The 14895-nt window shown below is 62.6% G+C and carries 13 protein-coding genes; 11 read left to right on the top strand and 2 right to left on the bottom strand.

Annotated elements, in window-relative coordinates:
* The first annotated feature begins 17 nt into the window (after nt 1-17).
* The 5 genes from MJ643_RS17275 (at nt 18) to MJ643_RS17255 (ending at nt 5530) form a co-directional block, all read left to right on the top strand.
* Complete coding sequence (locus MJ643_RS17275) at nt 18-521, top strand: ureidoglycolate lyase (protein ID WP_003259500.1); 504 nt, start codon at nt 18-20, stop codon at nt 519-521.
* Nucleotides 522-580: 59 nt separating this feature from the next.
* Nucleotides 581-1909 (top strand): urate hydroxylase PuuD, encoded by a 1329-nt coding sequence (locus tag MJ643_RS17270; RefSeq protein WP_013973534.1) that lies wholly within the window; start codon nt 581-583, stop codon nt 1907-1909.
* A gap of 209 nt (nt 1910-2118) precedes the next feature.
* A complete protein-coding gene (locus MJ643_RS17265) occupies nt 2119-3474 on the top strand; it encodes a nucleobase:cation symporter-2 family protein (RefSeq protein WP_013973535.1) in 1356 nt (451 codons plus the stop codon).
* A gap of 137 nt (nt 3475-3611) precedes the next feature.
* Nucleotides 3612-4397, top strand: coding sequence for an outer membrane protein OmpK (locus MJ643_RS17260; RefSeq protein WP_013973536.1), 786 nt, complete (start codon nt 3612-3614; stop codon nt 4395-4397).
* Between the two features lie 350 nt (nt 4398-4747).
* Entirely contained in the window at nt 4748-5530 is a 783-nt protein-coding gene (locus tag MJ643_RS17255) for an outer membrane protein OmpK (RefSeq protein ID WP_003259506.1), read from the top strand.
* 138 nt (nt 5531-5668) lie between these two features.
* On the opposite strand, the gene MJ643_RS17250 is transcribed toward MJ643_RS17255, so the two are convergent.
* Nucleotides 5669-6583 (bottom strand): DUF808 domain-containing protein, encoded by a 915-nt coding sequence (locus MJ643_RS17250; RefSeq protein WP_208209446.1) that lies wholly within the window; start codon nt 6581-6583, stop codon nt 5669-5671.
* Between the two features lie 132 nt (nt 6584-6715).
* Here MJ643_RS17250 and MJ643_RS17245 point away from each other — a divergent pair, with 132 nt between their 5' ends.
* On the top strand, nt 6716-7327 hold the full coding sequence (locus tag MJ643_RS17245; RefSeq protein WP_013973538.1) for a TetR/AcrR family transcriptional regulator: 612 nt from the start codon (nt 6716-6718) through the stop codon (nt 7325-7327).
* 122 nt (nt 7328-7449) lie between these two features.
* Here MJ643_RS17245 and MJ643_RS17240 read toward each other — a convergent pair whose 3' ends face one another.
* Nucleotides 7450-7890, bottom strand: a complete 441-nt coding sequence (locus tag MJ643_RS17240) for a heme-binding protein (RefSeq protein WP_013973539.1) — start codon at nt 7888-7890, stop codon at nt 7450-7452.
* Nucleotides 7891-8147: 257 nt separating this feature from the next.
* Between MJ643_RS17240 and gcl the strand changes: the two genes are divergently transcribed.
* From gcl to pyk, 5 genes are all read left to right on the top strand, one after another.
* Complete coding sequence (gene gcl / locus MJ643_RS17235; RefSeq protein ID WP_015271168.1) at nt 8148-9923, top strand: glyoxylate carboligase; 1776 nt, start codon at nt 8148-8150, stop codon at nt 9921-9923.
* A 68-nt stretch (nt 9924-9991) separates the two neighbouring features.
* Nucleotides 9992-10774, top strand: a complete 783-nt coding sequence (gene hyi, locus MJ643_RS17230) for a hydroxypyruvate isomerase (protein WP_003259508.1) — start codon at nt 9992-9994, stop codon at nt 10772-10774.
* A gap of 180 nt (nt 10775-10954) precedes the next feature.
* On the top strand, nt 10955-11848 hold the full coding sequence (locus tag MJ643_RS17225; protein ID WP_003259509.1) for a 2-hydroxy-3-oxopropionate reductase: 894 nt from the start codon (nt 10955-10957) through the stop codon (nt 11846-11848).
* Between the two features lie 243 nt (nt 11849-12091).
* Complete coding sequence (locus MJ643_RS17220; protein WP_015271169.1) at nt 12092-13366, top strand: glycerate kinase; 1275 nt, start codon at nt 12092-12094, stop codon at nt 13364-13366.
* Nucleotides 13363-14778 (top strand): pyruvate kinase, encoded by a 1416-nt coding sequence (gene pyk, locus MJ643_RS17215; RefSeq protein WP_013973542.1) that lies wholly within the window; start codon nt 13363-13365, stop codon nt 14776-14778. Before MJ643_RS17220 ends, pyk begins: the two co-directional genes overlap by 4 nt.
* Nucleotides 14779-14895 lie beyond the last annotated feature (117 nt).

The following is a 14895-nucleotide window of genomic DNA, read 5'->3' as shown; positions in this document are numbered from 1 at the left end:
ATAGAAGAGATATCCGCATGCGCACCCTGATGATCGAGCCCCTGACCAAAGAAGCCTTCGCCCCCTTCGGAGACGTTATCGAAACCGACGGCAGCGACCACTTCATGATCAACAACGGCTCGACCATGCGCTTCCACAAGCTCGCCACGGTCGAAACCGCCGAGCCTGAAGACAAGGCGATCATCAGCATCTTCCGCGCCGACGCGCTGGACATGCCGCTGACCGTGCGCATGCTGGAACGCCATCCGCTGGGCAGCCAGGCTTTCATCCCGCTGCTCGGCAACCCCTTTCTGATCGTGGTCGCGCCAGTTGGCGATGCACCTGTATCAGGTTTGGTCCGAGCCTTCCGCAGTAATGGCAGGCAGGGCGTTAATTACCATCGCGGCGTCTGGCACCACCCGGTGCTGACGATCGAAAAGCGGGATGACTTCCTGGTGGTTGATCGCAGTGGTTCCGGCAACAACTGCGACGAGCATTACTTCACCGAGGAACAGATGCTGGTCCTCAATCCCCACCAATAAGAAAAGGTCGGTCATTCAAGGGCATTGCCCGAGCGGGTGACCGGCAAGAGGTACATACTGTGGAAGCACACCTTCACGAATGGCTGAACCTGAGCATTCGCTGGGTTCACATGATCACCGGTGTCGCCTGGATCGGTGCATCGTTCTACTTCGTCTGGCTGGAGAACCACCTGAACCGAAGCAACCCGCGCGATGGGTTGTCGGGTGATCTCTGGGCAATTCACGGCGGTGGTATCTACCACCTGGAGAAATACAAGCTCGCCCCCCCGAAAATGCCCGAGAACCTGCACTGGTTCAAATGGGAGGCCTACTTCACCTGGATGTCCGGTATTGCCCTGCTGTGCGTGGTGTTCTACTGGAACCCGACCCTGTACCTGCTGGCCCCTGGCAGCACCTTGAGCGGTGCCGAAGGCGTGGCCATCGGTATCGGCTCGCTGATCGCCGGCTGGTTCATCTACGACTTCCTGTGCGACTCGCCTCTGGGCAAGAAGCCAGCGCTGCTCGGTGCAGTACTGTTCGTGCTGATCATCGCCGCATGCTGGGGCTTCAGCCTGGTGTTCAGCGGCCGTGGTGCGTACCTGCACACCGGCGCGATCATCGGCACCATCATGGTCGGCAACGTGTTCCGCATCATCATGCCGGCCCAGCGCCAGCTGGTTGCGGCGATCGAGAACAACCAGACCCCAGACCCGGTACTGCCGGCCAAGGGCCTGCTGCGCTCGCGCCACAACAACTACTTCACCCTGCCGGTGCTGTTCATCATGATCAGCAACCACTTCCCGAGCACCTACGGTAGCCAGTACAACTGGCTGATCCTGGCCGGTATCGCAGTAGCCGCGGTCCTGATCCGCCACTACTTCAACACCCGCCACGACAGCAACAAGTACGCCTGGACCCTGCCGGTCGGCGCCCTGGCGATGATCTGCCTGGCCTATGTCACCGGTCCGAAACCGATGGCCGTCAGCCCGGAGCAAGCTGCGGCGAAGGTCGAGTACCAGCCACTGCCCGCGACCGCTGTAGGTGGCAAGACCGCCGCCGAGCAACGCGCCGAAGACGCCGCCAAGGCTGCCGCAGCGCCTGCCGCGCCGGCCGAAGCCCCTGCCCAGGCCACCGCCCAGGCTGGCGGCGAGAGCTTCGACAAGATCCACAATGTCATCCAGGAACGCTGCACCGTGTGCCACTCGTCCAAGCCGACCAGCCCACTGTTCAGCGCCGCCCCTGCCGGCGTGATGTTCGACACCCCGCAGCAGATCCAGGCCCAGGCCGCGCGCATCCAGGCGCAAGCGGTCGCCAGCCAGATCATGCCGCTGGGCAACATTACCCAGATGACCACCGAAGAGCGCAAGCTCGTCGGTGACTGGATCGCCAAAGGCGCCCCGGTCAACTGAAACACAATTGTCGGGATAACACCGCCCCCTGTGGGAGCGGGTTCACCCGCGAAGAGGCCGGCACTCCCGGCCTCTGTTTCAAGACATATGCAACAAGCAAGCATCGAGCGTTCAGCGTCAGGCGGGAACCCCAGGCTCTCTTCATAGCGAGCCTGCCGCCTGAGGCCGGCGCTTGGATCCGAGAATAAAAACAAAACTCGAGGTGCTGCATGTCCGAGTCACGCAAGGCGTACATCCCTGTTGCGCCGCCGCGCGAGCCCTTGCCCCTGTTCCAACTGATCCTGGTTGGCCTGCAACACGTTCTGCTGATGTACGGCGGCGCGATCGCCGTGCCGTTGATCATCGGCCAGGCCGCCGGGTTGTCCCGTGAAGAAGTCGCTTTCCTGATCAATGCCGACCTGCTGGTCGCTGGCGTCGCCACCATCATCCAGTCCTTCGGTATCGGCCCGGTGGGCATCCGCATGCCGGTGATGATGGGTGCCAGTTTCGCTGCCGTCGGCAGCATGGTGGCCATGGCCGGCATGCCCGGCGTGGGCCTGCAGGGGATCTTCGGCGCGACCATTGCCGCCGGGTTCTTCGGCATGCTGATCGCGCCGTTCATGTCCAAGGTCGTCCGCTTCTTCCCGCCTCTGGTTACCGGTACGGTGATCACCTCGATTGGCCTGTCGCTGTTCCCGGTGGCAGTCAACTGGGCCGGTGGTGGCCAACAGGCAGATACCTTCGGCTCGCCGATCTACCTGCTGGTGGCCGGCCTGGTACTGGCGGTAATCCTGCTGATCAACCGTTTCATGCGCGGTTTCTGGGTCAACGTGTCGGTGCTGGTGGGCATGGGCCTGGGCTACATCCTGGCCGGCTCCATCGGCATGGTCGACCTGTCGGGCCTGAACGACGCACCGTGGCTGCAAGTGGTCACCCCACTGCACTTCGGCATGCCGACCTTCAGCCTGGCGCCGATCCTGTCCATGTGCCTGGTGGTGGTGATCATCTTCGTCGAGTCCACCGGCATGTTCCTGGCCCTGGGCAAGGTGACCGATCGTGAAGTTACCCCAGGGATGCTGCGTCGCGGCCTGCTGTGCGATGCCGGTGCGTCGTTCATTGCCGGCTTCTTCAACACCTTCACTCACTCCTCGTTCGCCCAGAACATCGGCCTGGTGCAGATGACCGGGGTGCGCTGCCGCTATGTCACCATCGTGGCCGGTGCACTGCTGATCCTGCTCAGCCTGCTGCCCAAGGCGGCCTTCCTGATTGCCTCGATCCCGCCAGCGGTACTGGGCGGCGCGTCCATCGCCATGTTCGGCATGGTCACCGCCACCGGGATCAAGATTCTCCAGGAGGCGGACATCGGCGACCGTCGCAACCAGCTGCTGGTTGCAGTGAGCGTCGGCTTCGGGTTGATCCCCGTGGTACGTCCGGAGTTCTTCGCCCAGATGCCCCAGTGGATGGAGCCCATCACCCACAGTGGCATCGCCATGGCCACGGTCAGTGCCCTGGTGTTGAACGTGCTGTTCAACATCCTTGGTGGTGCCGACCGCGCGGTGCACAACGAAGCCTGTCACCAACATTGAGCAAAGGGGGGCGGCGCGCTGCCGCCCCGCCTCGAATTCGCCGTAAACGCTACACCGTCGGCCCGCCGGAATGGGCCGTCCGGGGCGCCTGCGCGCCAAAAAAACCAAACAAAAACAATAAGTCCGGGAACCACAACATGAAACGCATCACCTCGTCCCTCTTGCTGGGCAGCAGCCTGCTGGCCACCCTCCCCGCCCACGCTGGTGAATGGCTGCAGTGGCATGGCGAAAGCCTGACCTACCTGTACGGCAAGGATTTCAAGGTCAACCCACGCATCCAGCAGACGGTGACCTTCGAGCACGCCAACAAATGGAAGTACGGCGATACCTTCATGTTCGTCGACAAGGTCTTCTACAACGGCAAGCCCGACCCGGGCAAAGGCGTCACCTCCTACTACGGTGAATTCAGCCCGCGCCTGTCGTTCGGCAAGATCTTCGACCAGAAGCTGGCGTTCGGCCCGATCAAGGATGTGCTGCTGGCCATGACCTACGAGCGTGGCGAGGGCGACAACGAGGCCTACCTGATCGGGCCCGGCTTCGACCTGAACATTCCCGGCTTCAACTACTTCACCCTCAACTTCTACCTGCGCAACACCGAAGGCAGCCGCCCCGGTGACAACGTCTGGCAGATCACCCCGGCCTTCTCGTACACCATTCCGGTGGGCAAATCCGACATTTTGATCGACGGTTACATGGACTGGGTGGTCGACAACGACCAGACCCGCCGTGGCACCTACCACGCCAACCTGCAGTTCAACCCACAGGTCAAGTACGACCTGGGCAAAGCCCTGAACCTGGGCGCCAAGCAGCTGTACGTGGGCATCGAGTACAGCTACTGGAAGGACAAGTACGGCATCGACAGCCAAGGCAATATCGACAGTAACCAGAGCGTCACCAGTGCCCTGATCAAGGTGCACTTCTAGAAAGCTGACCAAACGCACAAGTTTGTTCCACTCTGCTCCAGGACGGAGCACTTGAGGCAAGGCGCGCAAGCCAGTAATCTGCGCGCCCCTCGATCAGGGCAGAACGGATTCTGCCTGCGTTTACTGACCGCTCAGTCAATGAATTCGGGCGGTTGGCCAACGTGTTGCCAGCCTGAAAGACCCTTTTCATCCGTTCAGAACGAAGTCGAGCAGGAAGGTTTTGCCAGCCCAGGAAAGTTGGCTCAACCCTTGCCAGACAGCTGTGGCCTATCGAAAAAAGCTGACTCAAAAGACAAAAAGCGCCAATAACGAGCGCTGACAACAGATCAATCAAGGGAGCGACATTCGCAATGCGTACCATCAACAGCCTGATCCTCGCCGGCGGCCTGCTGGCCTGTGGCACCACCTTCGGCGGCGACCTGCTGCAATGGCAGAACAACAGCCTGACCTACCTGTGGGGCAAGAACTTCAAGGTCAACCCGTCGATCCAGCAAACCGTGACCTTCGAGCACGCTGATGGCTGGAAGTACGGCGATAACTTCATCTTTGTCGACAAGATCTTCTACCAGGGCCAGAAAGATGAGGGCAACGGCCCGAACACCTACTACGGCGAAATCAGCCCGCGCCTGTCGTTCGGCAAGATCTTCGACCAGAAGATCGGGTTTGGCCCGGTCAAGGACGTACTGCTGGCGATGACCTACGAGTTCGGTGAAGGTGATACCGAGTCGTACCTGATCGGCCCTGGCTTCGACCTGGACATCCCGGGCTTCGACTACTTCCAGCTGAACTTCTACAACCGCACCACCGACGGCAGCCGCGCCGGCGACAACGTGTGGCAGATCACCCCGGTGTGGTCGTACACCATTCCGGTCGGTTCGTCCGATGTACTGATCGACGGCTTCATGGACTGGGTGGTGGACAACGACGAGAACCGCCGCGGCACCTATCAGGCCAACCTGCACTTCAACCCGCAGATCAAGTATGACCTGGGCAAGGCCTTGCACCTGGGCGAGAAGCAGCTGTATGTGGGTGTGGAGTACGACTACTGGAAGAACAAGTACGGCATCAAGGATTCCGATGCCTTCACCACGGACCAGAACACCATGAGCTTCCTGCTCAAGGTTCACTTCTGATCTGAGTACAGGGGCCGCCTTGCGGCCCATTCGCGGGTAAACCCGCTCCTACAGGGTCCGCACCGGATTCATGGCAGACGCTATACATGTGGGAGCGGGTTCACCCGCGAACCGGGGCGAAGCCCCGGCCAGGCAGCATCAACTGGCCGGCCGAACCGCTCGCCACAGTTTCCCCGCAATGCCCACCACGGCCAGCACCACAGCACCGGCCACAACTCCCACACCGCCGTTCAGCAGTGCCACGGTCAACGCCCCGCCACGCCATTCGCTGAATGCCTCGATCGCATGATGCAGAGGTGCGATGCCATGCACCAGGATCCCGCCACCAACCAGGAACATGGCTGCCGTGCCGATCACCGACAGGCTCTTCATCATGTATGGCGCGGCACGCAGAATGCCGTTACCCACCGCCCTGGCCAGGCGTGATGCCTTGCGGGTCATCCACAGCCCCAGGTCATCGAGCTTGACGATACCGCCCACCAGCCCGTAGACGCCGATGGTCATGACCACCGCAATACCCGACAGCACGACGATCTGCTGGGTCAACGGCGAGTCGGCAACGATGCCCAGGGTGATGGCGATGATCTCTGCCGACAGGATGAAGTCGGTACGTACCGCGCCCTTGATCTTGGCTTTCTCGAACGCCACCAGGTCAACATTGGCATCGGCCACCGCCTCCTTGAGCGCTTCGTGCTCGGCGTCAGTTTCGGCCTTGCTGTGCAGGAACTTGTGCGCCAGCTTCTCGAAGCCCTCGAAGCAAAGGTAGGCACCGCCCAGCATCAGCAACGGCGTCACCGCCCAGGGAATGAACGCACTGATCAGCAGCGCTGCCGGCACCAGGATGGCCTTGTTCACCATCGAGCCCTTGGCTACTGCCCACACCACAGGGATCTCGCGCTCGGCACGTACCCCGGTGACCTGCTGGGCATTCAGCGCCAGGTCATCGCCCAGCACGCCTGCGGTCTTTTTCGCCGCCACCTTGGTCATCACCGAGACGTCATCGAGCACAGTGGCGATGTCGTCGATCAGTACCAGTAGACTGCTTCCTGCCATGTTTGCCTGCATCCAGAAGAGTAAGTGTCCAGGATTCTAGCCCAAAGCCGCTGCCTTGAGCGCCCGTCGAGCCCGGTGCTACCATGCCCGATCCCTCTTAGAGGTGGCCAGACACGAGGAAGATCCCTGACCATGAGCACCATTCGCGAGCGCAACAAGGAACTGATCCTGCGCGCGGCCAGCGAGGAATTCGCCGACAAGGGCTTCGCCGCCACCAAGACCAGCGATATCGCGGCCAAGGCCGGCCTGCCCAAGCCGAACGTGTATTACTACTTCAAATCCAAGGACAACCTCTACCGCGAGGTCCTGGAAAGCATCATCGCGCCGATCATGCAGGCGTCGACCCCGTTCAATGCCGACGGTGACCCGAAGGAAGTGCTGAGTGCGTACATCCGCTCGAAGATCCGCATTTCGCGCGACCTGCCGCATGCGTCCAAGGTGTTCGCCAGCGAGATCATGCACGGTGCCCCGCACCTGTCGCCGAACCAGGTAGCGCAGCTGAACGAGCAGGCGCGCCATAACATCGAGTGCATCCAGCGCTGGATCGACCGCGGGCAAATCGCCCATGTGGATGCGCATCACCTGATGTTCAGCATCTGGGCAGCGACCCAGACTTATGCCGATTTCGACTGGCAGATCTCTGCCGTGACCGGCAAGGCCAAGCTGGCCGACAGCGATTATGACGCGGCGGCGGAGACCATCATCCGCATGGTGCTCAAGGGCTGCGAGCCCGAGGTAGCCTGACCCCCGGCGCTGGCTTCTTCGCGGGTGAACCCGCTCCCACAGGGACACCACGAGCTTCAAGCCTGTGATGATCCTGTGGGAGCGGGTTCACCCGCGAATTGGCCGGAACAGACAACAGAGAATTAGGCTGCTACACCCGCATCCGCCTTCAACCCCACCTCCTCGATCGCACTGATCGCGCACTGCTCGTCGATATCCGACGTATCCCCGCTGATCCCTACCGCACCCAGCACCTTGCCGTCCTGATCACGCACCAGCACACCACCCGGCGCCGGCACCACCGGTCGCTCGCCCAACCCGTTCAGCGCGGCAAAAAATGCCGGCCGCTGCTGCGCGTCCAGCGCCAGCAGGCGCGACCCCTTGCCCAGGGCAATCGCCCCCCAGGCCTTGCCGGTAGCCACCTCCGGCCGGATCAGGCTGGCGCCATCCTCGCGCTGCAGCGCCAGCAAGTGGCCGCCGGCATCCAGCACCGCCACGGTCAGTGGCGCGGCGTTGATCTTGCGGCCCGCCGCCAGCGCGGCATTCACCAGGCTGACCGCGACTTTCAGGTTCAAAGCGTTCATGGAAAGGTCCTCTTCTTGTTGTGAGAAGCCCTGAGGGCAGGTGAAAAACCGATAGGCCAATAGAACACAACTGAATCTTTTTTTGTATACAATAAATTGAAACGATCGTATGCGAGATTGCAAACGCTCGTTTTCACGGGCGCTTGAACGAAAGCGACCTCGTCCGACGAAAACCCGTTGACCTGAGCGGCCAGCCGTGAATACACTCTGGCACAAAGCAAGTTGTATACAATTACAAAATCGATGAGGCACAAACCATGAGCAAAATGAGAGCAATCGATGCAGCCGTTCTGGTCATGCGCCGTGAAGGTGTAGATACCGCGTTCGGCATCCCGGGGGCTGCCATCAACCCGTTGTACTCGGCCCTGAAGAAAGTCGGTGGCATCGATCACGTCCTCGCTCGTCACGTCGAAGGCGCCTCGCACATGGCCGAGGGTTACACCCGTGCCAACCCAGGCAACATCGGCGTGTGCATCGGCACCTCCGGCCCAGCCGGCACCGACATGGTCACCGGCCTGTACAGTGCCTCCGCCGACTCCATCCCGATCCTCTGCATCACCGGCCAGGCCCCACGTGCCCGCCTGCACAAGGAAGACTTCCAGGCCGTCGACATCACCAACATCGTCAAGCCGGTCACCAAGTGGGCCACCACCGTTCTGGAGCCAGGCCAGGTGCCTTACGCCTTCCAGAAGGCCTTCTATGAAATGCGCACCGGCCGCCCAGGCCCGGTACTGATCGACCTGCCGTTCGACGTGCAGATGGCCGAAATCGAATTCGACATCGACGCCTACGAACCGCTGCCAGTGCACAAGCCGTCCGCTACCCGCGTACAGGCCGAAAAAGCCCTGGCCCTGCTCAATGACGCCGAACGCCCGCTGCTGGTAGCCGGTGGCGGCATCATCAACGCCGACGCCAGCGACAAGCTGGTCGAGTTCGCCGAACTGACCGGTGTACCAGTGATTCCAACCCTGATGGGCTGGGGCACCATCCCGGACGACCACGCACAGATGGTCGGCATGGTCGGCCTGCAGACTTCGCACCGTTATGGCAACGCCACCCTGCTGAAATCTGACCTGGTGTTCGGTATCGGTAACCGTTGGGCCAACCGCCACACCGGTTCCGTCGACGTCTACACCGAAGGCCGCAAGTTCGTGCACGTGGACATCGAGCCGACCCAGATCGGCCGCGTGTTCACCCCGGACCTGGGTATCGTTTCCGACGCTGGCAAGGCACTGGACGTGTTCCTCGAAGTGGCCCGCGAATGGAAAGCCGCTGGCAAGCTGAAGTGCCGCAAGGCCTGGCTGGAAGACTGCCAGGAGCGCAAGGCAACCCTGCAGCGCAAGACCCACTTCGACAACGTGCCGGTCAAGCCGCAGCGCGTCTACGAAGAAATGAACCAGGTATTCGGCAAGGACACCTGCTACGTCAGCACCATCGGCCTGTCGCAGATCGCCGGCGCGCAGTTCCTGCACGTGTACAAGCCACGCCACTGGATCAACTGCGGCCAGGCCGGCCCGCTGGGCTGGACCATCCCTGCCGCCCTCGGTGTGGTCAAGGCCGATCCGAAGCGCAAGGTGGTCGCGCTGTCGGGTGACTACGACTTCCAGTTCATGATCGAAGAGCTGGCGGTGGGCGCACAGTTCAACCTGCCGTACGTGCACGTGCTGGTGAACAACGCCTACCTGGGCCTGATCCGTCAGGCACAGCGTGGCTTCGACATGGATTACTGTGTACAACTGGCGTTCGAGAACATCAACTCGACCGACGCCGCCACCTACGGTGTCGACCATGTCGCCGTGGTCGAAGGCCTGGGCTGCAAGGCCATCCGTGTATTCGAGCCGGCCGAGATCGCCCCTGCCCTGCTCAAGGCACAGAAGATGGCCGAAGAGTTCCGCGTACCGGTGGTGGTCGAAGTGATTCTCGAACGTGTGACCAACATTTCCATGGGCACCGAGATCAACGCGGTCAACGAGTTCGAAGACCTGGCCCTGGTCGGCAACGACGCGCCAACCGCCATCTCGCTGCTGGACTGATCGCCTGACGCCCCCGTGCCGACCCCTACCTCAGGGCGCCGGGGGCCTTCATCGCTAGGAGACACAACATGCCTCGCTTCGCTGCCAACCTGTCCATGCTGTTTACCGAACAGGACTTCCTGGCCCGCTTCAAGGCTGCCGCCGATGCTGGTTTCAGCGGCGTAGAGTACCTCTTCCCGTACGATTTCAGCGCTGCCGAGATCAAGCAGCAGCTGGACGCCAACGGCCTGACCCAGGTGCTGTTCAACCTGCCGGCGGGCGATTGGGCCAAGGGTGAGCGCGGTATCACCTGCCACCCTGACCGCGTCGAGGAATTCCGCGCTGGTGTCGACAAGGCCATCGAATACGCCAAGGTGCTGGGCAACACCCAGGTCAACGCCCTGGCCGGCATTCGCCCACAAGGCCCGGACTGCGCCACCGTGCGCAAGACCTTCGTGGAAAACCTGCGCTACGCCGCCGACAAGCTGAAAGCCGCCGGGATCCGCCTGGTCATGGAAATGATCAACACCCGCGACATCCCAGGCTTCTACCTGAACACCACCAAACAGGCCCTGGAAATCCAGGCCGAGGTTGGCAGCGACAACCTGTTCCTGCAGTACGACATCTACCACATGCAGATCATGGAAGGTGACCTGGCTCGCACCATGGAAGCCAACCTGAAACTGATCAACCACATCCAGCTGGCCGACAACCCCGGCCGCAACGAGCCAGGCACCGGCGAGATCAACTACCGCTTCCTGTTCGAACACCTGGACCGCATCGGCTACCAGGGCTGGGTGGGCGCGGAGTACAAGCCGCTGACCACCACCGAAGCGGGCCTGGGCTGGCTGAAGACCCATAACGCAATCTAAGGCTGATCGGGTCCCGTGACACATGCCTGACCCTGTGGGAGCGGGTTCACCCGCGAATGCGATGTTGGCTTCACTGCCGCTTTCGCGGGTAAACCCGCTCCCACAGAGTTTTGTGTCCAACAATGGGGCCTGTGCAGCCTGCTCCATCGAGATTCAACAAATACAACGAGGTAATCTCTCATGGCTAAAATCGGTTTCATCGGCACCGGCATCATGGGCAAGCCCATGGCTCAGAACCTGCAGAAAGCAGGTCACAGCATCTTCATTTCCACCCACCACGACGCTGCTCCGGCCGACCTGATCGCCGCCGGTGCCGTGGCCCTGGCCAACCCGAAGGAAGTTGCCCAGGAAGCCGAGTTCATCATCGTCATGGTCCCCGACACCCCGCAGGTCGAGAGCGTCCTGTTCGGTGACAACGGCGTGGCCGAAGGCGTGGGCCCGAACAAGGTCGTGATCGACATGAGCTCGATCTCCCCTACCGCTACCAAAGCCTTCGCAGAGAAGATCAAGGCTACCGGCGCCGCCTACCTGGACGCCCCGGTGTCCGGCGGCGAAGTCGGTGCCAAGGCCGCGACCCTGAGCATCATGGTCGGTGGCTGCCCGAAAGCCTTCGAGCGCACCCTGCCGCTGTTCGAAGCCATGGGCAAGAACATCACCCGCGTCGGTGGCAATGGCGACGGCCAGACCGCCAAGGTGGCCAACCAGATCATCGTTGCCCTGAACATCCAGGCCGTTGCCGAAGCCCTGCTGTTCGCCGCCAAGAACGGCGCCGACCCCGCCAAGGTACGTGAAGCCCTGATGGGCGGCTTCGCCTCGTCGAAGATCCTCGAAGTGCACGCCGAGCGCATGATCAAGGGCACCTTCGACCCAGGCTTCCGCATCAACCTGCACCAGAAGGACCTGAACCTGGCCCTGCAGGGTGCCAAGGAACTGGGCATCAACCTGCCCAACACCTCCAATGCCCAGCAAGTGTTCAACACCTGCCAGGCCCTGGGCGGCGGCAACTGGGACCACTCGGCGCTGATCAAAGGCCTGGAGCACATGGCCAACTTCTCGATCCGCGACGACAAGTAAGTAATTTTTAGCCTTCACCGGCCTCTTCGCGGGTGAACCCGCTCCCACAGGATTTACGCCGTCTTCAGCCTCTGTGAAGTCCCTGTGGGAGCGGGTTTACCCGCGAAGAAGCCAACACCGTTGAACCTGCGACCACAGCTTCAAAGGTGGCACCGAGCAACACCCGCCCCTGGTTCGGCCTGCACGGAGGCAGTTCCAGGGGCGTTTTTGATTCTGCAGAACAACAATAATTGGGAGCCTGCCATGTCGGTCGATCCGCAAAAACTTCTCCGCGAGCTGTTCGACACAGCCATCGCCGCCGCCCACCCCCGTCAAGTCCTCGAACCCTACCTGCCCGCCGACCGCAGCGGCCGGGTCATCGTCATCGGTGCCGGCAAGGCCGCAGCCGCCATGGCCGAAGTGGTCGAGAAGTGCTGGCAGGGCGAAGTCTCCGGGCTTGTTGTCACACGGTACGGTCACGGTGCCAACTGCCAGAAGATCGAGGTGGTCGAAGCCGCCCACCCGGTCCCCGATGCCGCCGGCCTGGCCGTGGCAAAACGCGTGTTGGAACTGGTCAGCAACCTCAGTGAAGACGACCGCGTCATCTTCTTGCTGTCCGGCGGTGGCTCAGCGCTGCTGGCCCTGCCCGCCGAAGGCCTGACCCTGGCCGACAAGCAGCAGATCAACAAGGCGCTGCTGAAATCCGGCGCCACCATCGGCGAGATGAACTGCGTGCGCAAGCACCTCTCGGCGATCAAGGGCGGCCGCCTGGCCAAGGCCTGCTGGCCGGCCACGGTGTACACCTATGCCATTTCCGATGTCCCGGGCGACCTCGCCACGGTGATCGCCTCCGGCCCTACCGTGGCCGACCCGAGCACCTCGGCCGATGCCCTGGCCATCCTCAAGCGCTACAACATCGAAGCGCCCAAGGCGGTTATCGACTGGCTCAACAACCCCGCCTCGGAAACCGTCAAGGCCGATGACCCAGCCCTGGCCCGCAGCCACTTCCAGCTGATCGCCAAGCCCCAGCAGTCGCTCGAAGCCGCCGCGGTCAAAGCCCGCCAGGCCGGGTTCAGCCCGCTGATCCTCGGCGACCTGGAAGGCGAATCACGCGAAGTGGCCAAGGTGCACGCCGGTATCGCCCGGCAGATCGTCCAGCACGGCCAGCCGCTGAAAGCGCCCTGCGTGATCCTGTCCGGCGGCGAAACCACCGTGACCGTGCGCGGCAATGGCCGTGGCGGGCGCAACGCCGAATTCCTGCTCAGCCTCACCGAAAGCCTGAAAGGCCTGCCGGGCGTGTACGCCCTGGCCGGTGACACCGACGGTATCGATGGCTCGGAAGAGAACGCCGGCGCCTTCATGACCCCCGCCAGCTACGCCCGCGCCGAAGCCTTGGGCCTGTCGGCCAGCGACGAACTGGACAACAACAACGGCTACGGCTATTTCGCCGCCCTGGATGCGCTGATCGTCACCGAGCCGACCCGCACCAACGTCAACGACTTCCGCGCCATCCTGATCCTCGAGACTGCCCAATCATGACGCCTGATAAAAAAGTAAAGATCCTCGCCACCCTCGGCCCTGCGATCAAAGGCATCGACGACATCCGCCAACTGGTAGAAGCCGGCGTGAACATCTTCCGCCTCAACTTCAGCCACGGCGAGCACGCCGACCACGCCCTGCGCTACCAGTGGATCCGCGAAGTCGAGCAGCAACTGAACTACCCGCTGGGTATCCTCATGGACCTGCAGGGGCCGAAGCTGCGCGTCGGCCGCTTTGCCGACGGCAAGGTGCAGCTGCAACGCGGCCAGGCCCTGCGCCTGGACCTGGACAACACCCCGGGCGACAGCCGCCGGGTCAACCTGCCGCACCCCGAGATCATCGCCGCCCTCGAGCCGGGCATGGACCTGCTGCTGGACGACGGCAAGCTGCGCCTGCGCGTCACCGCCAAGCACAGCGACGCCATCGACACCGAAGTGCTGGCCGGTGGCGAGCTGTCCGATCGCAAGGGTGTCAACGTGCCGCAAGCGGTGCTCGACCTCTCCCCGCTCACCGAGAAAGACCGCCGCGACCTGGCCTTCGGCCTGGAACTGGGCGTGGACTGGGTGGCCCTGTCGTTCGTGCAGCGCCCCGAAGACATCACCGAAGCACGCCAGCTGATCGGTGACCGTGCCTATCTGATGGCGAAGATCGAAAAGCCATCGGCGGTCGAACAGTTGCAAGCCATCGCGGAACTTGCGGATGCAATCATGGTGGCCCGTGGCGACCTGGGCGTGGAAGTGCCGGCCGAAAGCGTGCCGCAAATCCAGAAACGCATCATCGGCACCTGCCGCCAACTGGGCAAACCGGTGGTGGTGGCCACGCAGATGCTCGAATCCATGCGTTTCTCGCCAGCGCCGACCCGCGCCGAAGTCACCGACGTGGCCAACGCCGTGGCCGAAGGTGCCGATGCGGTGATGCTGTCGGCCGAGACTGCCTCGGGTGAGTACCCGCTGGAAGCCGTGCAGATGATGAGCAAGATCATCCGCCAGGTGGAGAACGGCCCGGACTACCAGGCCCAGCTCGACGTTGGCCGGCCGAAGGCCGAGGCCACCGTATCGGACGCCATCAGCTGCGCCATCCGCCGTATCAGCGGCATTCTGCCGGTGGCGGTGCTGGTCAACTACAGCGAGTCGGGCGCCTCGACCCTGCGCGCGGCACGCGAGCGGCCACGGGCACCGATCCTCAACCTCACCCCGAACCTGGCCACCGCGCGTCGCCTGAGCGTGGCGTGGGGCGTGCACTCGGTGGTCAACGACCGCCTGCGCCAGGTGGACGAAGTTGTATCCACCGCACTGGAAATTGCCCAGGCACAAGGCATGGCCAGCCGTGGCGACACGCTGCTGATCACCGCCGGTGTGCCTTTCGGCAAACCAGGGTCGACTAACACGCTGCGGATCGAGACCTTGATCTAAACCACCGCATCTCTCCTGTGGGAGCGGGCGTGCCCGCGAAGAGGCCAGCAGGGACAACGACGTTGCCTGAGCTGACGCATTCGCGGGCACGCCCGCTCCCACAGGGTCGGTGGTGTC

Origin of the sequence: Pseudomonas sp. PNPG3 (assembly GCF_023093815.1) — a bacterium.
Classification (GTDB): Bacteria; Pseudomonadota; Gammaproteobacteria; order Pseudomonadales; family Pseudomonadaceae; genus Aquipseudomonas; species Aquipseudomonas asiatica.
The sequence above is the reverse complement of the archived record's forward strand: the minus strand, read 5'-3'. Positions and strand labels throughout refer to the sequence as shown.